Consider the following 20,845-nt stretch of genomic DNA (forward strand, 5'->3'; position numbering starts at 1 on the left):
CCAGCCTGCCGCTGATCACGTTTGATGAAAATCGGCGTGGAAATTTGGTGGAGATTTGCATGGTTTCTTAAGTGGGGCGCCGTTATAGCAGTGCCGGAAAGAAATCACCCATACGCCCGTCCGCAGTGCTGGCCGGCGTAAAGTCAAACATTGCCCCTGTCCGGGCCGCCTGTGGCCGGTGACGGGGTGTTGGAGGTCTTATGGAGCGCAGCTCTCTAGCCGTTATTCTCGCAGCGGGCGACAGCACGCGCATGAAGTCTTCGAAGTCCAAGGTGCTTCATCCGGTCGCTGGACGCCCGATGATCGGGCATGTGGTGGAGGCTGTTGCTGGAGCGGGCGTCGGCGCGGTGGCGCTGGTGGTCGGGCGCGATGCCGACAATGTCGCTGCTGCGGCAAGTCTCAAGGGCCTGCAGGTCGAGGCTTTCCTGCAAAAGGAACGCAAGGGCACCGGTCATGCGGTTCTTGCCGCACGCGAGGCGATCGAACGCGGTTTTGACGATGTCATCGTCGCTTATGGCGATGTGCCGCTCATCACCTCAGCCACGCTCGACAGGGCGCGCGAGGCGATTGCCGACGGTGCCGATGTCGCCGTTATCGGGTTCCATACCGACCGTCCCACGGGTTATGGGCGGCTTCTGGTCGAGAATGGCGAGCTGGTCGCGATCCGCGAGGAAAAGGACGCCACCGACGAGGAGCGCAAGGTCACCTGGTGCAACAGCGGATTGATGGCCATCAACGGCCGCAATGCGCTGGATCTGCTGGATCGGATTGGCAACAGCAATGTTAAGGGCGAATATTATCTGACTGACATCGTCGAGATCGCCCGTTCTCTCGGCCGCCGCGCCATTGCCATCGATGCGCCGGAAAAGGAATTGACCGGCTGCAACAACCGCGCTGAACTCGCCTTCATCGAGAGGCTCTGGCAGGAGCGCCGCCGTCACGAATTGATGGTCGACGGTGTTTCGATGATCGCGCCTGAGACAGTATTCCTTTCCTTCGATACGAAGATCGGTCAGGATGTCCTGATCGAGCCCAACGTCGTTTTCGGTCCCGGCGTGACGATCGAGCCGGGTGCGATCATTCATGCATTTTCGCATCTGGAAGGGGCCTATCTGGCCGAGGGTGCGGTTGTCGGTCCCTTTGCGCGGTTGCGTCCGGGTGCAAACCTGCACGCCAACGCCAAGGTCGGCAATTTCTGTGAGGTCAAGAAGGCCGAGATCGGCGAGGGCGCAAAGGTCAACCATTTGACCTATATCGGCGATGCTTTCGTGGGTGCAGGCAGCAATATCGGCGCGGGTGCCATCACCTGCAATTATGACGGTTACAACAAGTCCGAAACGCGGATCGGAGCCAACAGCTTCATCGGCTCGAATTCGTCGCTGGTTGCTCCCGTCTCCATTGGAGAGCGGGCCTATATCGCCTCCGGCAGCGTGATTACCGATGACGTGCCTGCCGATGCGCTGGCTTTCGGGCGCGCGCGCCAGGAGGTGAAACCGGGCAGGGCGGTCGCCTTGCGCGAGCGGGCGAAAGCGCTGAAGGAAGCGAAGAAAAAATCCTCTTAGATGACGTTACCGAGCGATACTGAAAGTGACCGGCGGGATAATTGCCGATTTCAGAGAAACGGTTAAAGCATTTCCAGTAAAGGTGCGCAGCGGTTTTACGTCCGGAAATGCGTCAGAACAAAAAGGTGGTGTATTTTCGCATTTCAGGGAAGGCGGAAATACTCTGGAAGTTTCGGTGAAGAGATCGCCGTCTGGAGAAATATATGTGCGGAATTGTCGGAATTGTCGGAACGCAGCCCGTTGCTGAACGGCTTGTCGATGCGCTGAAGCGCCTCGAATATCGCGGTTACGATTCGGCGGGTGTCGCCACCATCGACAATGGCGCGATGGACCGTCGCCGGGCGGAAGGCAAGCTGTTCAATCTGGAAAAGCTGGTCTCTGAAAAGCCGCTGCCAGGTGTCGTCGGCATTGCGCATACGCGCTGGGCGACGCACGGCGTGCCGAACGAAACCAACGCCCACCCGCATTTCGTCGAAGGCGTTGCCGTCGTTCATAACGGCATCATCGAAAACTTCTCCGAATTGCGCGAGGAACTGAGCGCCGAGGGTGCAACCTTCACCACCCAGACCGACACCGAAGTAGTGGCGCAGCTACTGGCAAAATACACCCGCGAAGGGCTTGGCCATCGCGAGGCGATGCTGAAGATGCTGAACCACGTGACCGGTGCCTATGCGCTGGTGGTGATGTTTCAGGACGATCCCCATACGCTGCTTTCGGCGCGCTCCGGCCCGCCGCTTGCCGTCGGTTACGGCAGGGGCGAGATGTTCCTGGGGTCCGACGCAATCGCGCTTTCGCCTTTCACCAATGAGATCACCTATCTGGTGGATGGCGACTGCGCCATCGTGACCCGTGACGGTGCGGAAATCATCGATTTCTCCGGCAAGCCGGTGAAACGCGAGCGCCAGATTTCGCAGGCGACGGCTTTCGTGGTCGACAAGGGCAACCACCGCCATTTCATGGAAAAGGAAATCTATGAGCAGCCGGAAGTCATTTCCCATGCGCTCAGCCACTATGTGGATTTCGCCTCCAAAACCGTGAAGGATGCCGACACGGCAATCGATTTCGCCAGGCTTTCCGGCCTTGCCATTTCTGCCTGCGGCACGGCCTATCTTTCCGGACTCATCGGCAAATACTGGTTCGAACGTTACGCGCGCCTGCCGGTGGAAATCGATGTCGCATCGGAATTCCGTTACCGCGAGATACCGCTCGTTCCCACGCAGGCCGCCCTGTTCATTTCGCAATCGGGCGAAACCGCCGATACGCTGGCGGCCTTGCGATATTGCCAGCAAGAGGGACTGAAGATCGGCGCAGTGGTCAATACACGTGAATCGACCATGGCGCGCGAATCGGATGCGATCTTTCCGATCCTCGCCGGCCCGGAAATCGGCGTGGCCTCCACCAAGGCCTTCACCTGCCAGCTTGCCGTGCTCGCTTCGCTCGCGGTTGCCGCGGGCAAGGCGCGCGGTACGCTTAAGCCGGGCGAGGAAAAGGAACTGGTGCAGCAGCTTATCGAGATGCCGCGCATCATGAGCAAGGTGCTGAACCTCATCCAGCCGCAGATCGAGGCGCTGTCGCGCGATCTGTCGCGCTTCAAGGATGTACTTTATCTCGGCCGCGGCACCAGCTTCCCGCTGGCGCTGGAAGGCGCACTGAAGCTCAAGGAAATTTCCTATATCCATGCCGAAGGTTATGCAGCCGGCGAGCTGAAGCATGGGCCAATCGCACTGATCGACGAGAACATGCCTGTCATCGTCATCGCGCCGCATGACCGCTTTTTTGAAAAGACCGTTTCTAACATGCAGGAAGTGGCCGCGCGCGGTGGCCGCATCATCTTCATCACCGACGAGAAGGGTGCCGCTGCCTCCAAGCTCGACACCATGGCGACGATCACGCTGCCCAATGTCGACGAGCTGATCGCGCCGATGGTCTTCTCGCTGCCGATCCAGCTGCTGGCCTATCACACCGCCGTCTTCATGGGCACGGATGTGGACCAGCCACGCAATCTGGCGAAATCGGTGACGGTGGAATGATCATCCGGCCGGAGCGGCAAGGTGATGAAGAGGCGATTGCTCGCGTTACGGAAGGTGCCTTCCGTGACGTCGACTACAGCGACAAGACGGAACATGTGATCATCGAACGGCTTCGCAAGGCCGGTGCGCTGACTGTTTCTCTGGTTGCCGAGGACAGCGAAGGCATCATCGGCCATATCGGTTTTTCACCGGTAACACTGTCGGGCGGCGAGACCGGCTGGTTCTGTCTTGCGCCCTTATCGGTGGCGCCGGACCGGCAACGGCAGGGTGTCGGCTCAGGGCTGGTTCGGGAAGGGCTTGCCGCGCTGGACCGTCTGAGTGCTTCTGGCGCAGTTGTCGCTGGCGATCCGGACTATTACGGCCGCTTCGGTTTTCGCCATGTTGAGGGCCTGAGCGGCAAGGGGATTCCTGACGAATATTTCACAGTTCTTCGCTTGCATGGCGGAACTCCATCCGGCATTGTCGGTTTTCATCCGGGTTTCGATAGCGACAACGCTTAATTCCGAACGGTAAATGACCGATATTCCAGTCAAAATTTCATTCGCAGCCCGTCTGCGCAACAGCTTCCTCACGGGTGTCCTCATCCTTGCGCCTGTCACCATCACCATGTGGCTGGTATGGAGCTTCCTGCAATGGGCGGATAGCTGGGTTAAGCCCTATATTCCCGCCCGTTACGATCCCGAGCAATATTTCGATGTGGCGATCCCCGGCTTCGGCCTGCTGATCGCCGTCATCGGCATCACACTCATCGGCTTTCTCGGCAACAACCTCATTGGCAAATGGATCGTCGGCGTCGGCGAATCCGTTCTCAACCGCATGCCGCTGGTGCGGCCGATCTACAAGAGCATCAAGCAGCTGTTCGAATCCGTCCTGAAAGAGCATTCGAACTCTTTCAAGAAGGTCGGCCTGATCGAGTTTCCGTCACCCGGCACCTGGGCGATGGTATTCGTATCCTCGGAGGTCAAGGGAGAGCTTGCCCATCGCTTCAACGAGATGGGCCAGGAGATGGTTGCCGTCTTCCTGCCACCGACTCCGGTGCCGACGGCGGGTTTCCTGCTGTTCGTGCCGAAGGACAAGATCGTGATGCTGGACATGACACCGGAAGACGCGGCGAAACTGCTGATTTCAGGTGGCCTGGTGGCTCCGGATTTCACGCCGCCGAAAATGATTGCGCCGGTTTAAGCGTTACAGGAGGCCGCTGATATCTGTTTGCGAAAAGTCGTTGCCGACATAAAGCAAAGGGCAGCCTTCAGCTTTTGCCAGCTCATAGGCAAAGCAGTCTCCGAAATTCAGCCCGGCGGGGTGGATACCCTTTCCCCAGATGCGATAGGCTTCCGAAATGCCACGGATTGATTTAGCAGTAACGGGTTTGATTTCGACGCTCAGCCCTTCGATCAGCATCTCGAGTTCCCGGCTGCGGCCACGTCTTTGCGCTACGATCACAGCTTCGGCAAGCGTACCGGCGGATATCAGCAATGGTTCATCCGTATCGAGAGCCATGGCACATGCATCTGCTGTGGGTTCATCAAGCAGGATTGCAAGCAGAGCAGATGTATCGATGACCATCATTTTGGAAGGCCGTGCTCGTCGTAAAGGAAATCCTGACTATGCGCGGCATCCGGGCCATCGTCGCTCTTGGTCGCGACGGCCACGCGCACTTTATCAAGCACGGCCCTGCGGGATTTTTTATCCGCCACAACAACCACTGGAACCAGCCGCACTGCTGCATGACCATGCCGGGTGAGAATGATTTCGTCCCCGGCCTCGGCGCGTCGTACCAATTCTGTCAGTTGGCCTTTTGCATCAGTTACGGATATCTGCATGGCTAACCTTAAGCGTTAAATCTCGCTTTAGATTAGTCTATTGAATGGACCAAATCAATCCTCGTCATCGAGATCATCCACCTCTGTTCCCGTCGTGGTCGCATGGAACACGGGGACGAAAAGCCGCATGTAGACCAGCCGCACGCTCCAGCCCTGTTCCAGTGCCTCTGTCCATGCCTTCTTGCGGCCTGGCTTTTTGAAGGCCTTGCCGATCGCTTTCTTCTGGCTTTTGGCGAAGGTGTCGGGTTGCAGGATGTTTTGCGGCGAGCAGAGCGCGTAGCCCTTTCTGAAGGCGGGCGGTGGGCGGCGTGGGTCGATCATGTTCATGGCGGTTCACTTTCAGCCGGCGTGCAGGAAGCGGATAGCTTCGTCGCGGCGGTGCAGATAGAGCAGGGTGCGCAGGCTTTCGCCGCGCGGGCCGGTCAGTTCGGGGTCGCGCTCGATGACATAGGCGGCGTCCTTGCGGGCGATTTCCAGGAGATCGGCATGGGCTTCGAGGCTGGCGATGCGGAAGCCCGGGGTGCCGGACTGGCGGGTGCCGAGGAGTTCGCCTTCGCCGCGCAGCTTCAAATCCTCTTCCGCAATCAGGAAGCCGTCCTCGCTGTCGCGCAGGATGGAAAGTCGGGCGCGGCCGTTTTCGCTGAGCGGCCCCTTGTAGAGCAGGATGCAGGTGGAGGCCTCGTCACCGCGTCCAACCCGGCCACGCAGCTGGTGAAGCTGGGCCAGGCCGAAACGTTCGGCATGTTCGATGACCATGATCGTGGCGTCCGGAACGTCGACACCCACTTCCACCACTGTCGTTGCCACCAGCAGCCGGGTTTCGCCGTTCTTGAAAGCCAGCATGGCGGCGTCCTTCTCCGGGCCGCTCATGCGCCCATGGATGAGACCGATATTGACACCGAGCATCTGCGAGAGAACCGCATGTCGTTCTTCCGCCGACATCAGGTCGGACTCTTCCGTCTCCTCCACCAGCGGGCAGATCCAGTAGGCCTTCTTGCCCTCCTTCAGCGCGGCGCGCAGCCGCTCGACGATGTCGCCGATGCGCTCTGTGGGGATTGTCACGGTCTGGATGGGTTTTCGGCCAGCCGGTTTTTCGGTGAGTTTTGATACATCCATGTCGCCGAAGGCGGCCAGCACCAGCGTGCGCGGAATGGGCGTAGCGGTCATAACAAGCATATGCGGCGTGATGCCCTTGGCGGTGAGACGCAGGCGCTGGTGCACGCCGAAACGGTGCTGCTCATCCACCACGGCCAGCACGAGGTTCTTGTAACTCACGCTGTCCTGGAACAGCGCGTGGGTGCCGATGACGATCTGTGCCTCACCGGAGGCCACGCGTTCTTCGATCTCGCGACGCTCCTTGCCCTTGGTGCGGCCGGTCAGCACCTCAACCGTGATGCCCGCGGCATTGGCGAGTTTGGAGATGGTGGCGAAATGCTGCCGGGCAAGAATTTCGGTCGGGGCCATCAACACCGCCTGTCCTCCGGCCTCGACGGCGGTTGCCATAGCCATTAGCGCCACCAGCGTCTTGCCCGCGCCGACATCGCCCTGCAACAGCCGCAACATACGGTCCTCGCTGGCCATATCGGTCAGGATATCTTTCACCGAGGCATTCTGGCTCGGCGTCAGGGAGAAGGGCAGTTGCGACAGGATTTTTGCAGCAATGTCCCCCTTGGCGCGGATCGGCTGGCCCGCGACCTTGCGCAGTCTTTGCCGCACCAGCGCCAGTGACAGCTGCCCGGCCAAGAATTCGTCGTAGGCGAGCCGTCTGCGTGCCGGGGCCTGAGGATCGATATCGGCGCTGTCGCGTGGGTCGTGCAATTCACGGAAGCTCGATGCCACGTCGCCGAACCCCTGACGGGTCTTCAGGGTCTCGTCGATCCATTCGGGAAAGACCGGCAGTTTCGAAAGTCCGCCTTCAATTGCCCGCCGCAGCACCTTCGGAGACAGCCCGGCTGTCATCGGATAAACGGCTTCGACCAGCGGCAGGTTCTCTGCCTCGGAGAGCTTCACCATGAAATCCGGATGCACCATGGAGGCGCGGCCGTTGAACCAGTCCACCTTGCCGCTGACGAGAACCTCTTCATCGACGGGCAAGGCCTTGGAAAGCCAGTCTCCCTTGGCGCGGAAGAAGGTCAGCGCCAGTTCCCCGGTCTCGTCATGCAGGAAAACACGGTAGGGCGCGGAACGATTGCCCGGTGGAGCTGGCTGATGCCGGTCGACACGTCCCTGGATGGTGACAATGGCGCCGGGAGCGGCAAGCGCGATGCCCGGGCGGTTGCGCCGGTCGATGACGTTTGATGGTGCGTGGAACAGAAGATCGATCACGCGGGTGTCGTCGGCATTTTCCCGGCTCAGCAGTTTGGCCAGAAGGTCGGCAAGCTTCGGCCCCACACCGGCAAGGGTGGAGACGGAAGCAAATAGCGGATCGAGAATGGCGGGACGCATGCTCAGCAAAATCGGGGAAGGGGACGCGTTATGCAAGACGTGGCGCCCGACAAAGGCTGTTTATCACCGGCAGATTTTAGCCGCCGTGGCATTATTTCGATAAAAACCGGTTCCAAGCGTTCGCCTCCTGTTCTATAGGAGGGCGCAATCAACATCCTGTTGAATAGCCAACCGAAAGGTGAATGCGATGACTGGACTGGTGCGCACGAGCGCCGACCTCGATCCGAGGCGCAGGCGGATACTTTACCGCTGCTGGCACCGGGGCATTCGCGAGATGGATCTGGTGCTCGGGCAATTTGCGGAAGACAATATTGCCGGGCTTTCCGACGATCAGCTCGACGAGCTGGAAATCATCATGGCGGAAGAGGATAACGACCTCGTCAAGATGGTGACGGGTGCCCTGCCGGTGCCGGAAAAATTCCAGACCCCGTTGTTCGAGAAGATCGCCTCTTACCGTCCCGATTTCGATCTCGTCACAGCCGAAACCCTGAAGGCCTGAAACATGATAGCCGGATTCGATGCAAAGCTGGTGGCGTCGGCCGATACGCCGCTGACCATCGGAAACGTGCCCTCCGGCATGGAAGCCCTGCTGCTCGCCGATATGGCGCGGGCGGGAACATCGGTGGCTTACGTGATGTCGGACGGCCAGCGGGTCGCCGATCTCGAACAGATTCTTGGTTTTGTCGCGCCGGATATTCCGGTGTTGACGCTGCCGGCCTGGGATTGTCTGCCTTATGACCGCGTGTCACCGAGTGCGGACACCTCGGCGCGCCGGCTCGCGGCACTTGCCGGCCTCATCAATCACGCCAAGAAACCGCATCCGGCCATCGTTCTCGTCACCGTCAACGCCATGCTGCAGAAGATGGCGCCGCGCGACGTTATCGAGAGCCTGGGCTTTTCGGCCAAGCCCGGCAACCAGATCCGCATGGAGGACATCGCCGCGCGGCTGGAGCGCAACGGTTTCGACCGGGTGGCGACGGTGCGTGAAGTGGGTGAATTCGCCGTGCGCGGCGGCATTCTCGATGTCTTCGTGCCGGGCACCGAAGAGCCGGTGCGGCTCGATTTCTTCGGCGATACGCTGGAAAGCATCCGCACCTTCGATCCGGCCAGCCAGCGCACCATCGCACAGGCGCGCTCGCTTGATCTCAATCCGATGAGTGAAGTGACGCTGACGCCGGATACGATCGGCCGGTTCCGAAAGAATTACCTGTCGCTATTCGGTGCGGCGACGCGCGACGATGCGCTTTATCAGGCCGTCTCCGAAGGTCGCCGTTATGCCGGTATGGAGCACTGGCTGCCGCTGTTTTACGAAGAGCTGGAAACCGCCTTCGATTATCTCAGCGGTTTCCGTATCGTCACCGACCATACGGCGCGAGAGGCGGCGAAGGAACGCTCCAAGCTGGTCCTCGATTATTACGAGGCGCGGCGGGCTTCGGGCGAGACCAAGGGCTCGACGCAGGGCGCGCCTTACAAGCCGGTATCGCCTGGGCAAATCTATCTCGACGGCAAGAGCTTCGAGGCGGCGCTTGCGAGCGTCAATGCGGTGCGGCTGACGCCCTTCAACGAACACGATAGCGAAGGTCGCCCGGTCGCGACGCTTGATGCCCATGTTGGTCCGCGCTGGGCACGTCCACCGACGGAAGGCGACAGCGAAGAGCGGGTCAATGTTTTCGATCTGGCGGTAAAGCACATTGCCGAGCGCCGGGCCAAGGGCTGGAAGGTTTTGATCACCGGCTGGTCGGAAGGTTCGCTCGACCGGCTGTTGCAGGTCTTGAACGAACACGGGCTTGAAAAGATCAAGCCGGTGACATCGCTGAAAGAGGTGGAGAAACTCGGCAAGGGTGAGGCGGCTTCGGCGGTGCTGAGCCTCGAAGCCGGGTTTGAGACCGGAACGCTCGCTATCATCGGCGAGCAGGATATTCTTGGCGACCGCATGGTGCGCCGTTCCAAGCGCCGCAAGCGCGGCGCGGATTTCATCGCGGAAGTGGCGGGGCTGGATGAAGGCTCGCTCGTGGTTCACGCCGAACACGGCATCGGTCGCTTCGTCGGTTTGCAGACCATCGAGGCAGCGGGCGCGCCGCGCGCCTGTCTGGAACTGCATTATGCCGACGACGCCAAGCTGTTCCTACCGGTCGAAAACATCGATCTTCTCTCGCGTTATGGTTCTGATGCCGCGGAAGCCACGCTCGACAAGCTCGGTGGCGGCGCATGGCAGATGCGCAAGGCCAAGCTCAAGAAGCGCCTGCTCGATATGGCCGACGAGCTTATCCGCATTGCAGCCGCGCGTCTGGTGCGCCACGCGCCGGCGCTTATCGCACCGGACGGGCTTTACGACGAGTTTGCCGCCCGTTTCCCCTATGACGAGACCGAGGACCAGCTGAACGCCATCGACGCTGTTCGCGACGATCTCGGTGCCGGGCGGCCGATGGATCGCCTGATCTGCGGCGATGTCGGTTTCGGCAAGACCGAAGTGGCCTTGCGCGCCGCTTTCCTTGCCGCCATGAATGGCGTTCAGGTGGCGGTGGTGGTGCCGACCACGCTTCTGGCGCGACAGCATTTCCGTACCTTTTCCGAACGGTTTCGCGGTCTGCCGATCCGGGTGCAGCAGGCCTCGCGCCTTGTGGGTTCGAAGGAGCTTGCGCTCACCAAGAAGGAAGTGGCTGATGGAAAGACCGACATTGTCGTCGGCACCCATGCGCTGCTCGGTGCGGGCATAAGCTTCGCCAATCTCGGCCTGCTGATTATCGATGAGGAGCAGCATTTCGGTGTGAAGCACAAGGAGCGGCTGAAGGAGCTGAAAAGCGACGTGCATGTGCTGACGCTGTCGGCAACACCAATTCCGCGCACCTTGCAACTGGCCATGACCGGCGTGCGCGAGCTGTCGCTCATCACCACGCCGCCAGTGGACCGCATGGCGGTTCGCACCTTCATTTCGCCCTTCGATCCGCTGGTAATCCGTGAAACGTTGATGCGCGAGCATTATCGCGGTGGCCAGAGCTTCTATGTCTGCCCCCGCCTTGCCGATCTCGCCGATATCCATGCATTCCTGCAGTCGGATGTGCCGGAACTGAAAGTGGCGGTGGCGCACGGCCAGATGGCGGCGGGTGAACTCGAAGACATCATGAACGCCTTCTATGACGGCAAATACGATGTGCTGCTTTCGACCACCATCGTCGAATCCGGCCTCGACGTGCCGACCGCCAATACGCTGATCGTGCATCGTGCCGACATGTTCGGTCTCGCCCAGCTTTACCAGCTGCGTGGCCGTGTCGGTCGTTCCAAGGTCCGCGCCTTTGCGCTGTTCACCCTGCCGGTCAACAAGGTGTTGACGACGATGGCGGAGCGGCGGCTGAAAGTGCTGCAATCGCTCGACACACTCGGCGCCGGTTTCCAGCTTGCCAGCCACGATCTCGATATTCGCGGCGCGGGCAATCTGCTTGGCGAAGAACAGTCCGGCCACATCAAGGAAGTCGGCTTCGAGCTTTACCAGCAGATGCTGGAAGAAGCTGTCGCAGAAGTGAAGGGTGACGAGCAGGTACAGGATAGCGGCTGGTCGCCGCAAATCTCGGTCGGCACCTCGGTGATGATCCCGGAAGACTACGTGCCGGATCTGCATCTGCGTATGGGTCTCTACCGCCGTCTCGGCGAGCTTGCGGATATAGGCGAGATCGACGGCTTCGGCGCAGAAATGATCGACCGTTTCGGCCCGCTGCCGAAGGAAGTGCAGCATCTCCTCAAGATCGTCTACATCAAGTCGCTCTGCCGCACGGCCAATGTGGAGAAGGTGGATGCCGGGCCGAAAGGCGTGGTTGTGCAGTTCCGCAACAAGGAATTCCCAAATCCGGCAGCGCTTGTCGGTTACATTGGCAAGCAGGGCTCGATGGCGAAAATCCGCCCGGACCACAGCCTGTTCCTGAACCGCGATCTGCCGACGCCGGAAAAGAGGCTGGCGGGTGCGGCGATGGTCATGACGCAATTGGCGGAACTGGCTCGGTCGTAGATTTAAGCCTTTGGCGGGGGAGGTGGGTGTGGCTTACCCCCTCTGCCGTGCCGGGCATCTCCCCCACAAGGAGGGAGATCGGCAAGACGCGCTGTCACCACTTCATTCTCTAACGTTGACATAGGCAAAACCTTGCCGCATATCGATCTCCCCACCTTTGGGGGAGATGCCCGGCAGGGCAGAGAGGGGTAAACCACACCCATCTTCGGCTCATTTCCGTTAGCCAATCCCTCGAAAACTACACTCACTGCCTTCAGCGAAAATTACCGCGATGTAACGAGACGGACATGTATCGGTAGTCTTCGCGGGCGTAATCTTTCCTTCATACCCGGTGCGGCGGATCGTAAAGCCGCCGGGTCTTGAAGGAGCAGGACGATGTGGACCAACATCAACAGGTTTGCCACCGCTGGTCTGGTTGCTTTGACAATTGCGGGCACCACAATTGCCACCACCAGTCAGGCGGAAGCGCGCAATAATTTCGGCCGCGGCCTTGCCGCCGGGATCGCAGGAACGATCATTGGCGGAGCGCTCATCGCCGGGGCAAGGCATCCCGGTTACGCTTATGGCCCCGGTTATTATGCACCGGCCTACGGTCCACCCGTCTACGCCGCGCCAGCTTATGGACCGCCTGTTGTTTACCAGCCGGTTTATCCTCGCTGCCACGTGGCCTGGCGACAGAACGCCTGGGGCGACATGTATCGGGTCAGGGTTTGTGATTGATCGAATGCCATGCCAGCGACGCAAACATGCGTCGCTGGTTCTCATGCATTTTCGACTTTAGCGCTCGTCTTCCGGCGTGATCCCGACAGCCACATTCTGGTCGGTCGCGGCGATGGAGGCGGGAAGCGGCACTTTTCGCTGCTTCTCGCGGATCAGCGTCAGCAAGCCGGAGCCCACGATCAGGGCGATGCCCATCAACATCCAGCCATCAATGCGGTCGCCGAAGATCAGGTAACCGAACAGGATGGCCCAGAGCATCTGGCTGTATTGCGTTGGGCCGATCATGGCGGCGGGCGCATATTGGGCAGCATACATGACAAGCACGTTGCCAAGCGCGCCGAGTAGGCCGTATCCCGCCAGTAGCAACCATTGTTCGCCGCCCGGCATGATGAAGGTCGGCACCATGGCGATGCCGCTGATGGTAAGACAGCCCAGGACGCCGGCCCCATACAGCGAGACGTTCTTTTCCGACGGACCCATGGCGCGGAAGATGACGATGCTGAGCGCGCCGCTGAAGCCGCCGATGATGGCGCCGATATGGCCGATGCCGAGTTCACGGAAACCCGGCCGCAGGATGACCAGCACCCCGAGGAAACCGATGATGACCGCAGACCAGCGGCGAATGCCCACCTGTTCCTTCAAAAACACCACCGACATGATGGTGACGAACGAGGGAAGCAGGAAGATCAGCGCAAAGGCTTCGGCCATGGAAAGATGGGTGAAAGCGGTGACGCTGCCGACGGCACCCGTACCGGCGGCAAAAAATCGGATGATCCATAAAGGCCGGTTGGTCGTCTTCACCACATCCACCCAGCGATCATTGCGCTTGCGGATGAAGGGCAGGGCGATGAGGCCGAACAGGGCGCCGAAGAAGGCCGATTCGATCGGCGAAATCTGGCCTTCTATGAGTTTAACGCTCGCGTCGCTCCACGCGTAGGCAGCGAAGGCGGCAAAGGCAAGCAGAATGCCTTTCAGGGTCTGGTCGGACACGGGAAAACACCAACAGTTTATCGATTACGGCAAGCTGCCGGTGTTCGACCGTCAGTTCATCGACTTATGCTCGTCCGCCTTGATTTTTGCAATATCCCGCAGTGCAGCAATCAATACATCAGGCGTTTGTGCACCGCTGATGGCGTATTTCTGGTCAACGATAAAGAACGGTACGCCGGAAACACCCATTTGCTGCGCCGCGTCAATTTCGGCAATCACCGTGTCCTTGTCCGCATCCGACGCCAGAAGTCGTGTTACCACCTTGGCTTCCATGCCCGCCTTTTCGGCGATATCGGTCAGCACGGCGTGATCGCCGATATTGCGGCCTTCCTCGAAATTCGCCTTGAACAAAGCGGTGACGATCCTCTCCTGAACGTCACGGCCTTCAGCATGGGCCCAGAGCGACAGGCGATGTGCGTCGAGCGTGTTCGGGCCAATCTTGATTGCATCGAAATCGTAGTGGATTCCTACCTGTTTGCCGAGTTCAACCAGCGAGGCATGGGCCTGCTCGAGACGCTCCTTGCCGAGCTTTTCCTCAAGCGCGGCCTTCTGGTCAACGCCTTCAGGCGGGTAATCCGGGTTGAGCCGGTAAGGTCGCCAGTTCACGTCGACGCTGATTTCGTCCTGCACCTCGGCAATGGCAAGATCGAGCCTTGCCTTGCCCAGATAGCACCAGGGGCAGACCATATCCGATACGACGTCGATAACGATGCGTTCCATGGCTTTATCTTCCGTTGTCTTGGACCGGGCAGGGGCGGGTTATTGCGCCCGCGCATCCCACCAGGTCTGTTTCTGATTGCCTGATATCGGGGTCATATCCGGGCGGTCGATATATTTCCAGCGGGCTATCCATTGCGCGCCGATGTAGTAGAGCGGAATGACATAGTGGCCGGCGACGAGAAGACGATCATAACCACGCACTGCCGCCTGAAAATCCTCCGTGGATCGGGCCTGCAACAGGGCCTCGATCATGCGGTCGATGTCGGGGCTGGCCGCACCCGCATAGTTGAAGCTGCCCTGCGCATCCCGCGACAATGAACTCCAGCGGTTGAGCTGCTCGGCGCCCGGCGAGAGCGATGAGGGCAGGGACCGGATGATCATGTCGTAATCGAAGCTGTTGGAGCGTGCCTGATATTGGCCATCGTCAACGGAGCGGATGCCCATGGCGACGCCGATCAGGTTCAGCGAACGCTGATAGGCAAGCGCTATGCGTTCCTGCGCCGGGTTCTGCGTCATGATTTCGAATGCGAGCTGGCGGCCATTGGCGTCGGACATCTTGCCGTTCTTGATGCTGTATCCGGCCTCTTTCAGCTTATCGACGGCGAGCTTCAGGACCTTGCGGTCCGCGCCGGTCCCGTCGGTGGTGGGCATGGCGTAGGTTCCCGCCAGAAGTTCCGGCGGCATGCTCTTGGCCGCATCGCCAAGCAGCGCAAGTTCGCGCTCATCTGCGGCATTGCCATAGGCACCGAGCGCGGAGTTCTGCCAGTAGCTTTGCGTACGCTTGAAGGCGCCGCCGAGAATGTTCTTGTTCATCCACTCGAAATCGAGTGCATAGGACAGGCCCTCGCGCACCTTTTCGTCTGCAAAGACCGCGCGGCGGGTATTGAAGACAAGGCCGAACATGCCCGATGGCAGACGTGGCTGGAACACATCCTTGACGATATCGCCGCGATGAACGGCGGGGAAGTTGTAGGCCTGGCCCCAATGGGACGTATCGGAGGTGCCGTTGATGGCGTCGCCTTCGGGATAGATGTCGATATCGCCTTTCTTGAAGGCCTCGAACATGGTGGTGACCTGAAGGAAATAGGTGATGCTGATCTCGTCGTAATTCTCGAAGCCGACCTTGCTCGGGATATCCTTGCCCCAATAGTCCGGGTTTCGCTCCCAGATGATTCGTTCACCCGGCCGCAATGTCTTGATTCGGTATGGACCCGACCCGACAACAGCGCCGAGGCCCGCCTGCTCGAATTTTTCCGGATCGATCGCGTGTTTCGGCAAAATCGGGGTGGAAGAGGCGAGAATGAGCGGCGTTTCGCGGTTCGCCTTGTCGTTAAAGGTGAAGCGGACGCCGTGTTCGCCGATCTTTTCCAGCTTCGCCACGCCGTCGAGGCGGCTGTTGAACGGCGGACGGCCTTTTTCCTTCAGGAGATTGAATGTGAAGATAACATCGTCAGGCGTCACCGGCTCGCCATCCGACCACTTGGCCTTGGGATTGATGTTGAACTGCGTGAAGGTGCGCTCCTCGTCCCACTCCACGGTTTCCGCAAGCAGGCCGTAAAGGCTGAAAGGCTCGTCGCTCGAGCGCTGCATCAGCGGCTCGTAGAGGAGATTGCCGAATTCAGGGTCCCAGACGCCGCGCGCCGTGGTGCGCATTCCCTTGAGAACAAAGGGGTTGAGGCTGTCGAAGGTGCCGACGACACCGTAGGATATGCGACCACCTTTTTTCACGTCCGGATTGACATAAGGGAAGTGCCGGAAGTCGGCGGGAAGTTCCGGCGTGCCGTGCATGGAAATGCCGTGAAGCGGCTGCGCTACGGCAATTTCCGGAGAAAGCAGGGCCGTTCCCCAAAGAAACAATGCGGGGATGAGGGCCGCAAGCTTGCGCATGTCACTATCCTGTCTCAACTGTCGGTCCGTTTTGTCGTCGTGGTCGGTTATCGTCATGATTGGTTTTTTGTTATGATTCTGGCGAATATGTAGCACAAGCCCATGGCTGGACCCATGCGAGGGCGGGAAATCTTGGGTTACCTCAAGAAAAAGTTAAAGAAGTGCTGGATATCGCCGCGAACGGCATGTAACAGGGTGGCCGGAAGAGACGGGTCACGCATTTGCCTCATTTAAACGACAGTTGAACGGGCAGAAGGATACCGCCATCGGCGAGCAGGACCCGCGGTTCTGTTCTGGCAGACATTCAGGAGACGGAACTCTTATGATGCAAAAGGCAAACACATTCACCCGGACAGCTCTGTCCGCTCTCGTTCTTTCCCTGGGCGCGGTTTCCGCTCCGGCCATCTCGCAGGCACAGGATGCTCCCGCCAATCAGGGCGCTGGCGCTCCGCCGCTCGGCTGGTTCAAGACCTGCTCGAAGCAGGAAGACAACGATGTCTGCGTCGTGCAGAACGTGGTTCTTGCCCAGAACGGCCAGATGATCACTGCCGTCGGCCTCATCACTGTCGAGGGCAAGGTCAACCGCAAGCTGCTTCAGGTTTCCGTTCCGACCGCGCGTCTCATTCCCCCGGGTGTGATGATGCAGATCGACGGTGGCAAGGGTCAGAAGCTCGATTACGCTGTTTGCCTTCCCGACAAGTGCACGGCTGAAGTTCCGCTGACGGACGCCATGATCGCGTCGCTGAAGAAGGGCAACGAGATCGTCTTCACCTCGATCAACTTCCGCCGCGCGCCGAACCCCATCAAGATCGCGCTTACCGGCTTTACCGGCGCTTATGACGGCGCGGCTATCACCCAGTCGCAGCTCGCAGAAAGCCAGCGCAGCCTTCAGGAAGGCATGCAGAAAAAGGCCGAAGAGGCTCGCAAGAAGCTGGAAGCTGCTCAGGACGCCGCAAAGGGCGCGCCGAAGCCCTGATCTCTTTACGAGAACACGAAAAAACCGGCCTGTTTTCAGGCCGGTTTTTTTATGCGCGGTTTTGATCCGACGTATTTTCAGTAAAAGCGCACAGCGCCCTTATGACTGTTGTCAAATCGGGCGTGCGCTAATGCGCCAGCGACATCTTCGGCCGCCACTCGCCATTAGGCGCCTTGTCGAACATCCGCTCGATATTGCGGTTTCGGAGCGGCGCCTCGTTTTCATCGTGGACGAGGTTCTGTTCGGAAACGTAAGCGACATATTCAGTCTCATCGTTTTCCGCCAGAAGATGGTAGAAGGGCTGGTCGCGCTCCGGGCGAATATCGGCGGGGATGGCGTTCCACCACTCTTCCGTATTGGCATATTCCGGATCCACGTCAATCACCACACCGCGGAACGGAAACACCTTGTGGCGGACGATCTCGCCAAGCGTAAATTTTGCGTCTCTTTGTTTCATGGTATGAACTTCCTTTCCCACTAATAGTTGGGTGCGGAATGGGAAATATCAAGGGCTAGCGGTATCCGGCCCTTTTTCCCGTGATGCTCTTAAGCGACCCTGCGGCCGATCGGTGCGGTGGCGATGACGACGCCGCCGGTAACCAGCACGATGCCGATGGCGTGATATGTTTCAAACGTTTCACCAAGGAAAAGCGTGGCCATGACAATCGAGACGGGTGGCATCATGTAAAGCGTGATGCCTGCCGTGGCGGGGCCGAAAACGCGGACCGTATGGGTGAAGCAATAAAAGGCAAGCAGCGAGGCGAACAGGATGATGCCGCCGATCTTGGCCCAGGCGATGGCCGTGGCCGGCAGCAAGCCACCATGCGCCAGTTCGACCGCTGCCGGCGGGAGCAGGACCAGCGCGCCGGAGAAGGCGATGAGGCCGAAAAGGCTGAACGAGGCCATCTGCCGCGCCGCGGGATCGCGCAATAGTAGCGAATAGACCGCAAAGGCAATCGCTGCCGTCAGAATGGCAAAATCGCCAATGTTGAATTTCATCTGCCAGAGAGCGGACATATCGCCCTTGAGCACAATTGCCGCCACGCCCGCAAAAGCGATGATCATGCCCGCCACTTCGAGCCTGCGGATCGGGCGGCCCTGAAAGATGCGCTGGAACAGGATGATGAATAGCGACGAAGTCGTGTAGATCAACGTACCGTTGGCAGCCGTCGTCATTGTGAGGCCCCAATAGACCACGCCACCGCAGACGCCCATGCCGAGAATGCCAAGAACGAGCCAGAGCAGCGTTTTCTGGCGCACGAAGGCGAGGCAGTTCCGCCAGTCGGCGATCATGAAGGGAGCGATGATGAGGCTCGATCCGATCCAGCGAATGAAGGCGGCAATGAAGGGCGAGACCTCGCCGATGACGCCGCGGCCGAAAATGATGTTGCTGGAGAAAAAGAACGGTACCGCCAGAAAGATGAGCCAGTCCGTGAGGCGCGTTTGCTGAGAGGCTGGCTTGATCGACATTGTTCGCGACATGGCTGGGCATCAAAAGAAAACGGCGGCTTTCCAGGGGAAAACCGCCGAGCGGGAAGGGACGCCTCTAAAGGCGTCCCAAATGCCGGTCAGGCAGAGTAGTACATGTCGAATTCGACCGGATGCGGGGTCATTTCGAAGCGCATGACTTCCTGCATTTTCAGCTCGATGAACGAGTCGATCTGGTCGTCGTCGAACACGCCGCCGGCGGTGAGGAACTTGCGATCCTTGTCGAGGCTTTCCAGCGCTTCGCGCAGCGAGCCGCAGACGGTCGGGATCTTTTTCAGTTCCTTGGCAGGAAGGTCGTAAAGGTCCTTGTCCATCGGCTTGCCGGGATGGATCTTGTTCTTGATGCCGTCGAGGCCGGCCATCAGCATGGCCGCAAAACCGAGATAGGGGTTCTGGGTCGGGTCCGGGAAGCGGACTTCGACGCGCTTTGCCTTCGGGTTGGAGCCGAAGGGAATGCGGCACGATGCGGAGCGGTTACGGGCGGAATAGGCCAGCAGAACCGGAGCTTCATAACCCGGCACCAGACGCTTGTAGGAGTTGGTGGTGGGGTTGGTAAAGGCGTTGATTGCCTTGGCATGCTTGATGATGCCGCCGATGTAGTACAGGCAGTTTTCAGACAGGCCGGCATATTCGTCGCCAGCAAAGGTCGGCTTGCCGCCCTTCCAGATCGACTGGTGCACGTGCATGCCCGAGCCGTTGTCGCCGAAGATCGGCTTCGGCATGAAGGTTGCCGTCTTGCCATAGGCATTGGCGACCTGGTGCACGACGTACTTGTAGATCTGCATCTTGTCGGCGCTGGATACCATGGTGTCGAACTTCACGCCCAGCTCGTGCTGCGCGGAGGCGACTTCGTGGTGGTGCTTTTCGACGACGACGCCCATTTCAGCGAGAACCGTCAGCATTTCGGAACGCATGTCCTGCAGGCTGTCGATCGGCGGAACCGGGAAGTAACCGCCCTTGACGCGCGGACGGTGGCCAAGGTTGCCGGTTTCGTAATCCGTGTCGTCGTTGGACGGCAGTTCCGACGAGTCCAGCTTGAAGCCGGTGTTGTAAGGGTCTGCCTTGTATTTCACGTCGTCAAAGACGAAGAATTCCGGCTCGGGGCCAACGAAGATGGTATCGCCGATACCGGAGGCCTTGAGGTAGGCTTCGGCCTTCTTGGCGGTGCCGCGCGGGTCGCGGTTATAGGCTTCGCCGGAAACCGGGTCGAGAATGTCGCAAAGGATGACGAGGGTCGACTGGGCGAAGAACGGATCGGTATGGGCAGTTGCCGGATCGGGCATCAGCACCATGTCGGATTCGTTGATGGCCTTCCAGCCGGCGATCGAGGAGCCGTCGAACATGACGCCATCGGCGAACATGTCTTCGTCTACGCAGACAACATCCATGGTGACATGCTGCAGCTTGCCCTTGGGGTCGGTAAAGCGCAGGTCCACGAACTTGATGTCGTTATCCTTGATCTGCTTCAAGATATCGTTTGCGGTCGTCATTTAAACGTTTTCCTTGAGTGTGGTGGTGACGAGGTGAAAAACCTGAGCCTCCCCGGCTCAGGACCTGGTTCCGATTATATGGCGTCCACGCCTGTTTCACCGGTACGGATTCGGATGACTTCCTCGACGTTGGAAACGAAAATCTTTCCGTCGCCGATACGTCCGGTCTGTGCCGCATTGCGGATAGCCTCAATGACGGCTTCCGCATTTTCGTCCGCCAATACGACTTCGACTTTCACTTTCGGCAAAAAGTCCACGACGTACTCTGCTCCGCGGTAGAGTTCCGTGTGGCCCTTCTGACGACCAAAGCCTTTTGCTTCCGTGACCGTGATTCCCTGAAGTCCGACTTCCTGAAGGGCTTCCTTCACTTCATCGAGCTTGAAAGGCTTAATGATCGCTTCGATCTTTTTCATGAGAAAATATCTCTCCGCTTCTCCCGTTAAAGCAGGTTATTCCCGCTCTGCCACAAGAATGCACGTATTGTGCCAGATCGGAAGCGGGCTTGAAGAAAAAACTTCGCTTGCCCGGCTTTCTGGCACAAAATGCATTCGCTTTTTGTGGTTTTCCAGCCAATTTCTCGCCAAAACCCGAAAAATCCGTCATCAATTCTGTCGGTTTTCCTTATTTTAGTTATATTGAATATTTCGGAATGCACTGACGGCGTTTTGTTGATTTGTTTATATTTTATGCATTTGATTATTATTTCGCCGCAGC

At 59.2% G+C, this 20,845-nt stretch carries 20 protein-coding genes; 9 read left to right on the plus strand and 11 right to left on the minus strand.

Features of this window, described 5'->3' with window-relative positions; translation table 11 throughout:
- The first annotated feature begins 200 nt into the window (after positions 1–200).
- From glmU to ACQZ63_RS17950, 4 genes are all read left to right on the plus strand, one after another.
- The gene (gene glmU / locus ACQZ63_RS17935; RefSeq protein WP_003515755.1) at positions 201–1,562 is read left to right on the plus strand and encodes a bifunctional UDP-N-acetylglucosamine diphosphorylase/glucosamine-1-phosphate N-acetyltransferase GlmU; all 1,362 of its coding nucleotides are present in this window, start codon (positions 201–203) and stop codon (positions 1,560–1,562) included.
- Between the two features lie 203 nt (positions 1,563–1,765).
- A complete protein-coding gene (gene glmS / locus ACQZ63_RS17940; RefSeq protein WP_025593708.1) occupies positions 1,766–3,592 on the plus strand; it encodes a glutamine--fructose-6-phosphate transaminase (isomerizing) in 1,827 nt (608 codons plus the stop codon).
- Complete coding sequence (locus tag ACQZ63_RS17945; RefSeq protein ID WP_113555753.1) at positions 3,589–4,092, plus strand: GNAT family N-acetyltransferase; 504 nt, start codon at positions 3,589–3,591, stop codon at positions 4,090–4,092. The genes glmS and ACQZ63_RS17945 overlap by 4 nt, the downstream gene beginning before the upstream one ends.
- Before the next feature lie 13 nt (positions 4,093–4,105).
- A complete protein-coding gene (locus tag ACQZ63_RS17950) occupies positions 4,106–4,774 on the plus strand; it encodes a DUF502 domain-containing protein (protein WP_003515749.1) in 669 nt (222 codons plus the stop codon).
- 3 nt (positions 4,775–4,777) lie between these two features.
- Here ACQZ63_RS17950 and ACQZ63_RS17955 read toward each other — a convergent pair whose 3' ends face one another.
- The 4 genes from ACQZ63_RS17955 to recG are packed head-to-tail and all read right to left on the minus strand — an operon-like array spanning position 4,778 to position 7,860.
- A complete protein-coding gene (locus tag ACQZ63_RS17955; protein WP_035198363.1) occupies positions 4,778–5,161 on the minus strand; it encodes a type II toxin-antitoxin system VapC family toxin in 384 nt (127 codons plus the stop codon).
- On the minus strand, positions 5,158–5,415 hold the full coding sequence (locus tag ACQZ63_RS17960) for a type II toxin-antitoxin system prevent-host-death family antitoxin (protein WP_113555755.1): 258 nt from the start codon (positions 5,413–5,415) through the stop codon (positions 5,158–5,160). The genes ACQZ63_RS17955 and ACQZ63_RS17960 overlap by 4 nt, the downstream gene beginning before the upstream one ends.
- A 54-nt stretch (positions 5,416–5,469) precedes the next feature.
- Positions 5,470–5,742 (minus strand): hypothetical protein, encoded by a 273-nt coding sequence (locus tag ACQZ63_RS17965; protein ID WP_003515743.1) that lies wholly within the window; start codon positions 5,740–5,742, stop codon positions 5,470–5,472.
- A 12-nt stretch (positions 5,743–5,754) separates the two neighbouring features.
- Positions 5,755–7,860, minus strand: a complete 2,106-nt coding sequence (gene recG, locus ACQZ63_RS17970) for an ATP-dependent DNA helicase RecG (protein ID WP_112497451.1) — start codon at positions 7,858–7,860, stop codon at positions 5,755–5,757.
- A gap of 187 nt (positions 7,861–8,047) precedes the next feature.
- Between recG and ACQZ63_RS17975 the strand changes: the two genes are divergently transcribed.
- The 3 genes from ACQZ63_RS17975 to ACQZ63_RS17985 all read left to right on the plus strand — a co-directional run bounded on the left by ACQZ63_RS17975 (position 8,048) and on the right by ACQZ63_RS17985 (position 12,580).
- On the plus strand, positions 8,048–8,359 hold the full coding sequence (locus ACQZ63_RS17975; RefSeq protein ID WP_003515739.1) for an FAD assembly factor SdhE: 312 nt from the start codon (positions 8,048–8,050) through the stop codon (positions 8,357–8,359).
- Positions 8,360–8,362: 3 nt separating this feature from the next.
- Positions 8,363–11,860, plus strand: coding sequence for a transcription-repair coupling factor (mfd, locus tag ACQZ63_RS17980; protein ID WP_111782446.1), 3,498 nt, complete (start codon positions 8,363–8,365; stop codon positions 11,858–11,860).
- A gap of 375 nt (positions 11,861–12,235) precedes the next feature.
- A complete protein-coding gene (locus ACQZ63_RS17985; RefSeq protein WP_111782448.1) occupies positions 12,236–12,580 on the plus strand; it encodes a hypothetical protein in 345 nt (114 codons plus the stop codon).
- 57 nt (positions 12,581–12,637) lie between these two features.
- On the opposite strand, the gene ACQZ63_RS17990 is transcribed toward ACQZ63_RS17985, so the two are convergent.
- From ACQZ63_RS17990 to ACQZ63_RS18000, 3 genes are read right to left on the minus strand one after another with little or no spacing between them, the layout of a single operon-like run.
- On the minus strand, positions 12,638–13,570 hold the full coding sequence (locus ACQZ63_RS17990) for a DMT family transporter (protein WP_003515734.1): 933 nt from the start codon (positions 13,568–13,570) through the stop codon (positions 12,638–12,640).
- A gap of 51 nt (positions 13,571–13,621) precedes the next feature.
- Entirely contained in the window at positions 13,622–14,290 is a 669-nt protein-coding gene (locus tag ACQZ63_RS17995; protein ID WP_111782449.1) for a DsbA family oxidoreductase, read from the minus strand.
- Positions 14,291–14,329: 39 nt separating this feature from the next.
- Positions 14,330–16,177 (minus strand): extracellular solute-binding protein, encoded by a 1,848-nt coding sequence (locus tag ACQZ63_RS18000; protein ID WP_113555756.1) that lies wholly within the window; start codon positions 16,175–16,177, stop codon positions 14,330–14,332.
- Between the two features lie 322 nt (positions 16,178–16,499).
- On the opposite strand from ACQZ63_RS18000, the gene ACQZ63_RS18005 reads away from it, so the two are divergent.
- Positions 16,500–17,153: an invasion associated locus B family protein gene (locus ACQZ63_RS18005; RefSeq protein WP_013636323.1), complete on the plus strand. Its 654-nt coding sequence runs from the start codon at positions 16,500–16,502 to the stop codon at positions 17,151–17,153.
- A 127-nt stretch (positions 17,154–17,280) separates the two neighbouring features.
- Here the strand turns inward: ACQZ63_RS18005 and hspQ are convergent, their stop codons facing one another.
- From hspQ to ACQZ63_RS18025, 4 genes are all read right to left on the minus strand, one after another.
- Positions 17,281–17,610, minus strand: coding sequence for a heat shock protein HspQ (hspQ, locus tag ACQZ63_RS18010; RefSeq protein WP_003515726.1), 330 nt, complete (start codon positions 17,608–17,610; stop codon positions 17,281–17,283).
- Positions 17,611–17,699: 89 nt separating this feature from the next.
- Positions 17,700–18,623, minus strand: coding sequence for a DMT family transporter (locus ACQZ63_RS18015; protein WP_075807527.1), 924 nt, complete (start codon positions 18,621–18,623; stop codon positions 17,700–17,702).
- Between the two features lie 98 nt (positions 18,624–18,721).
- Complete coding sequence (gene glnA, locus ACQZ63_RS18020) at positions 18,722–20,131, minus strand: type I glutamate--ammonia ligase (RefSeq protein ID WP_003515722.1); 1,410 nt, start codon at positions 20,129–20,131, stop codon at positions 18,722–18,724.
- A gap of 74 nt (positions 20,132–20,205) precedes the next feature.
- Positions 20,206–20,544: a P-II family nitrogen regulator gene (locus tag ACQZ63_RS18025; protein WP_003515720.1), complete on the minus strand. Its 339-nt coding sequence runs from the start codon at positions 20,542–20,544 to the stop codon at positions 20,206–20,208.
- An 89-nt stretch (positions 20,545–20,633) separates the two neighbouring features.
- Between ACQZ63_RS18025 and ACQZ63_RS18030 the strand changes: the two genes are divergently transcribed.
- On the plus strand, positions 20,634–20,789 hold the full coding sequence (locus ACQZ63_RS18030; RefSeq protein ID WP_448799338.1) for a hypothetical protein: 156 nt from the start codon (positions 20,634–20,636) through the stop codon (positions 20,787–20,789).
- Positions 20,790–20,845: the final 56 nt, after the last annotated feature.

Source organism: Agrobacterium sp. CG160-95, assembly GCF_053521725.1.

Coding starts and splice junctions, on each gene's coding strand:
- hspQ (WP_003515726.1), bottom strand. CDS start 17,610: ATGAAACAAAGAGACGCAAAATTTACGCTTGGCGAGATCGTCCGCCAC.
- glnA (WP_003515722.1), bottom strand. CDS start 20,131: ATGACGACCGCAAACGATATCTTGAAGCAGATCAAGGATAACGACATC.
- ACQZ63_RS17960 (WP_113555755.1), bottom strand. CDS start 5,415: ATGCAGATATCCGTAACTGATGCAAAAGGCCAACTGACAGAATTGGTA.
- ACQZ63_RS17995 (WP_111782449.1), bottom strand. CDS start 14,290: ATGGAACGCATCGTTATCGACGTCGTATCGGATATGGTCTGCCCCTGG.
- ACQZ63_RS17975 (WP_003515739.1), top strand. CDS start 8,048: ATGACTGGACTGGTGCGCACGAGCGCCGACCTCGATCCGAGGCGCAGG.
- ACQZ63_RS17955 (WP_035198363.1), bottom strand. CDS start 5,161: ATGATGGTCATCGATACATCTGCTCTGCTTGCAATCCTGCTTGATGAA.
- glmS (WP_025593708.1), top strand. CDS start 1,766: ATGTGCGGAATTGTCGGAATTGTCGGAACGCAGCCCGTTGCTGAACGG.
- ACQZ63_RS18005 (WP_013636323.1), top strand. CDS start 16,500: ATGATGCAAAAGGCAAACACATTCACCCGGACAGCTCTGTCCGCTCTC.
- recG (WP_112497451.1), bottom strand. CDS start 7,860: ATGCGTCCCGCCATTCTCGATCCGCTATTTGCTTCCGTCTCCACCCTT.
- ACQZ63_RS17945 (WP_113555753.1), top strand. CDS start 3,589: ATGATCATCCGGCCGGAGCGGCAAGGTGATGAAGAGGCGATTGCTCGC.
- glmU (WP_003515755.1), top strand. CDS start 201: ATGGAGCGCAGCTCTCTAGCCGTTATTCTCGCAGCGGGCGACAGCACG.
- mfd (WP_111782446.1), top strand. CDS start 8,363: ATGATAGCCGGATTCGATGCAAAGCTGGTGGCGTCGGCCGATACGCCG.
- ACQZ63_RS17965 (WP_003515743.1), bottom strand. CDS start 5,742: ATGAACATGATCGACCCACGCCGCCCACCGCCCGCCTTCAGAAAGGGC.
- ACQZ63_RS18000 (WP_113555756.1), bottom strand. CDS start 16,177: ATGCGCAAGCTTGCGGCCCTCATCCCCGCATTGTTTCTTTGGGGAACG.
- ACQZ63_RS18025 (WP_003515720.1), bottom strand. CDS start 20,544: ATGAAAAAGATCGAAGCGATCATTAAGCCTTTCAAGCTCGATGAAGTG.
- ACQZ63_RS17950 (WP_003515749.1), top strand. CDS start 4,106: ATGACCGATATTCCAGTCAAAATTTCATTCGCAGCCCGTCTGCGCAAC.
- ACQZ63_RS18015 (WP_075807527.1), bottom strand. CDS start 18,623: ATGTCGATCAAGCCAGCCTCTCAGCAAACGCGCCTCACGGACTGGCTC.
- ACQZ63_RS17985 (WP_111782448.1), top strand. CDS start 12,236: ATGTGGACCAACATCAACAGGTTTGCCACCGCTGGTCTGGTTGCTTTG.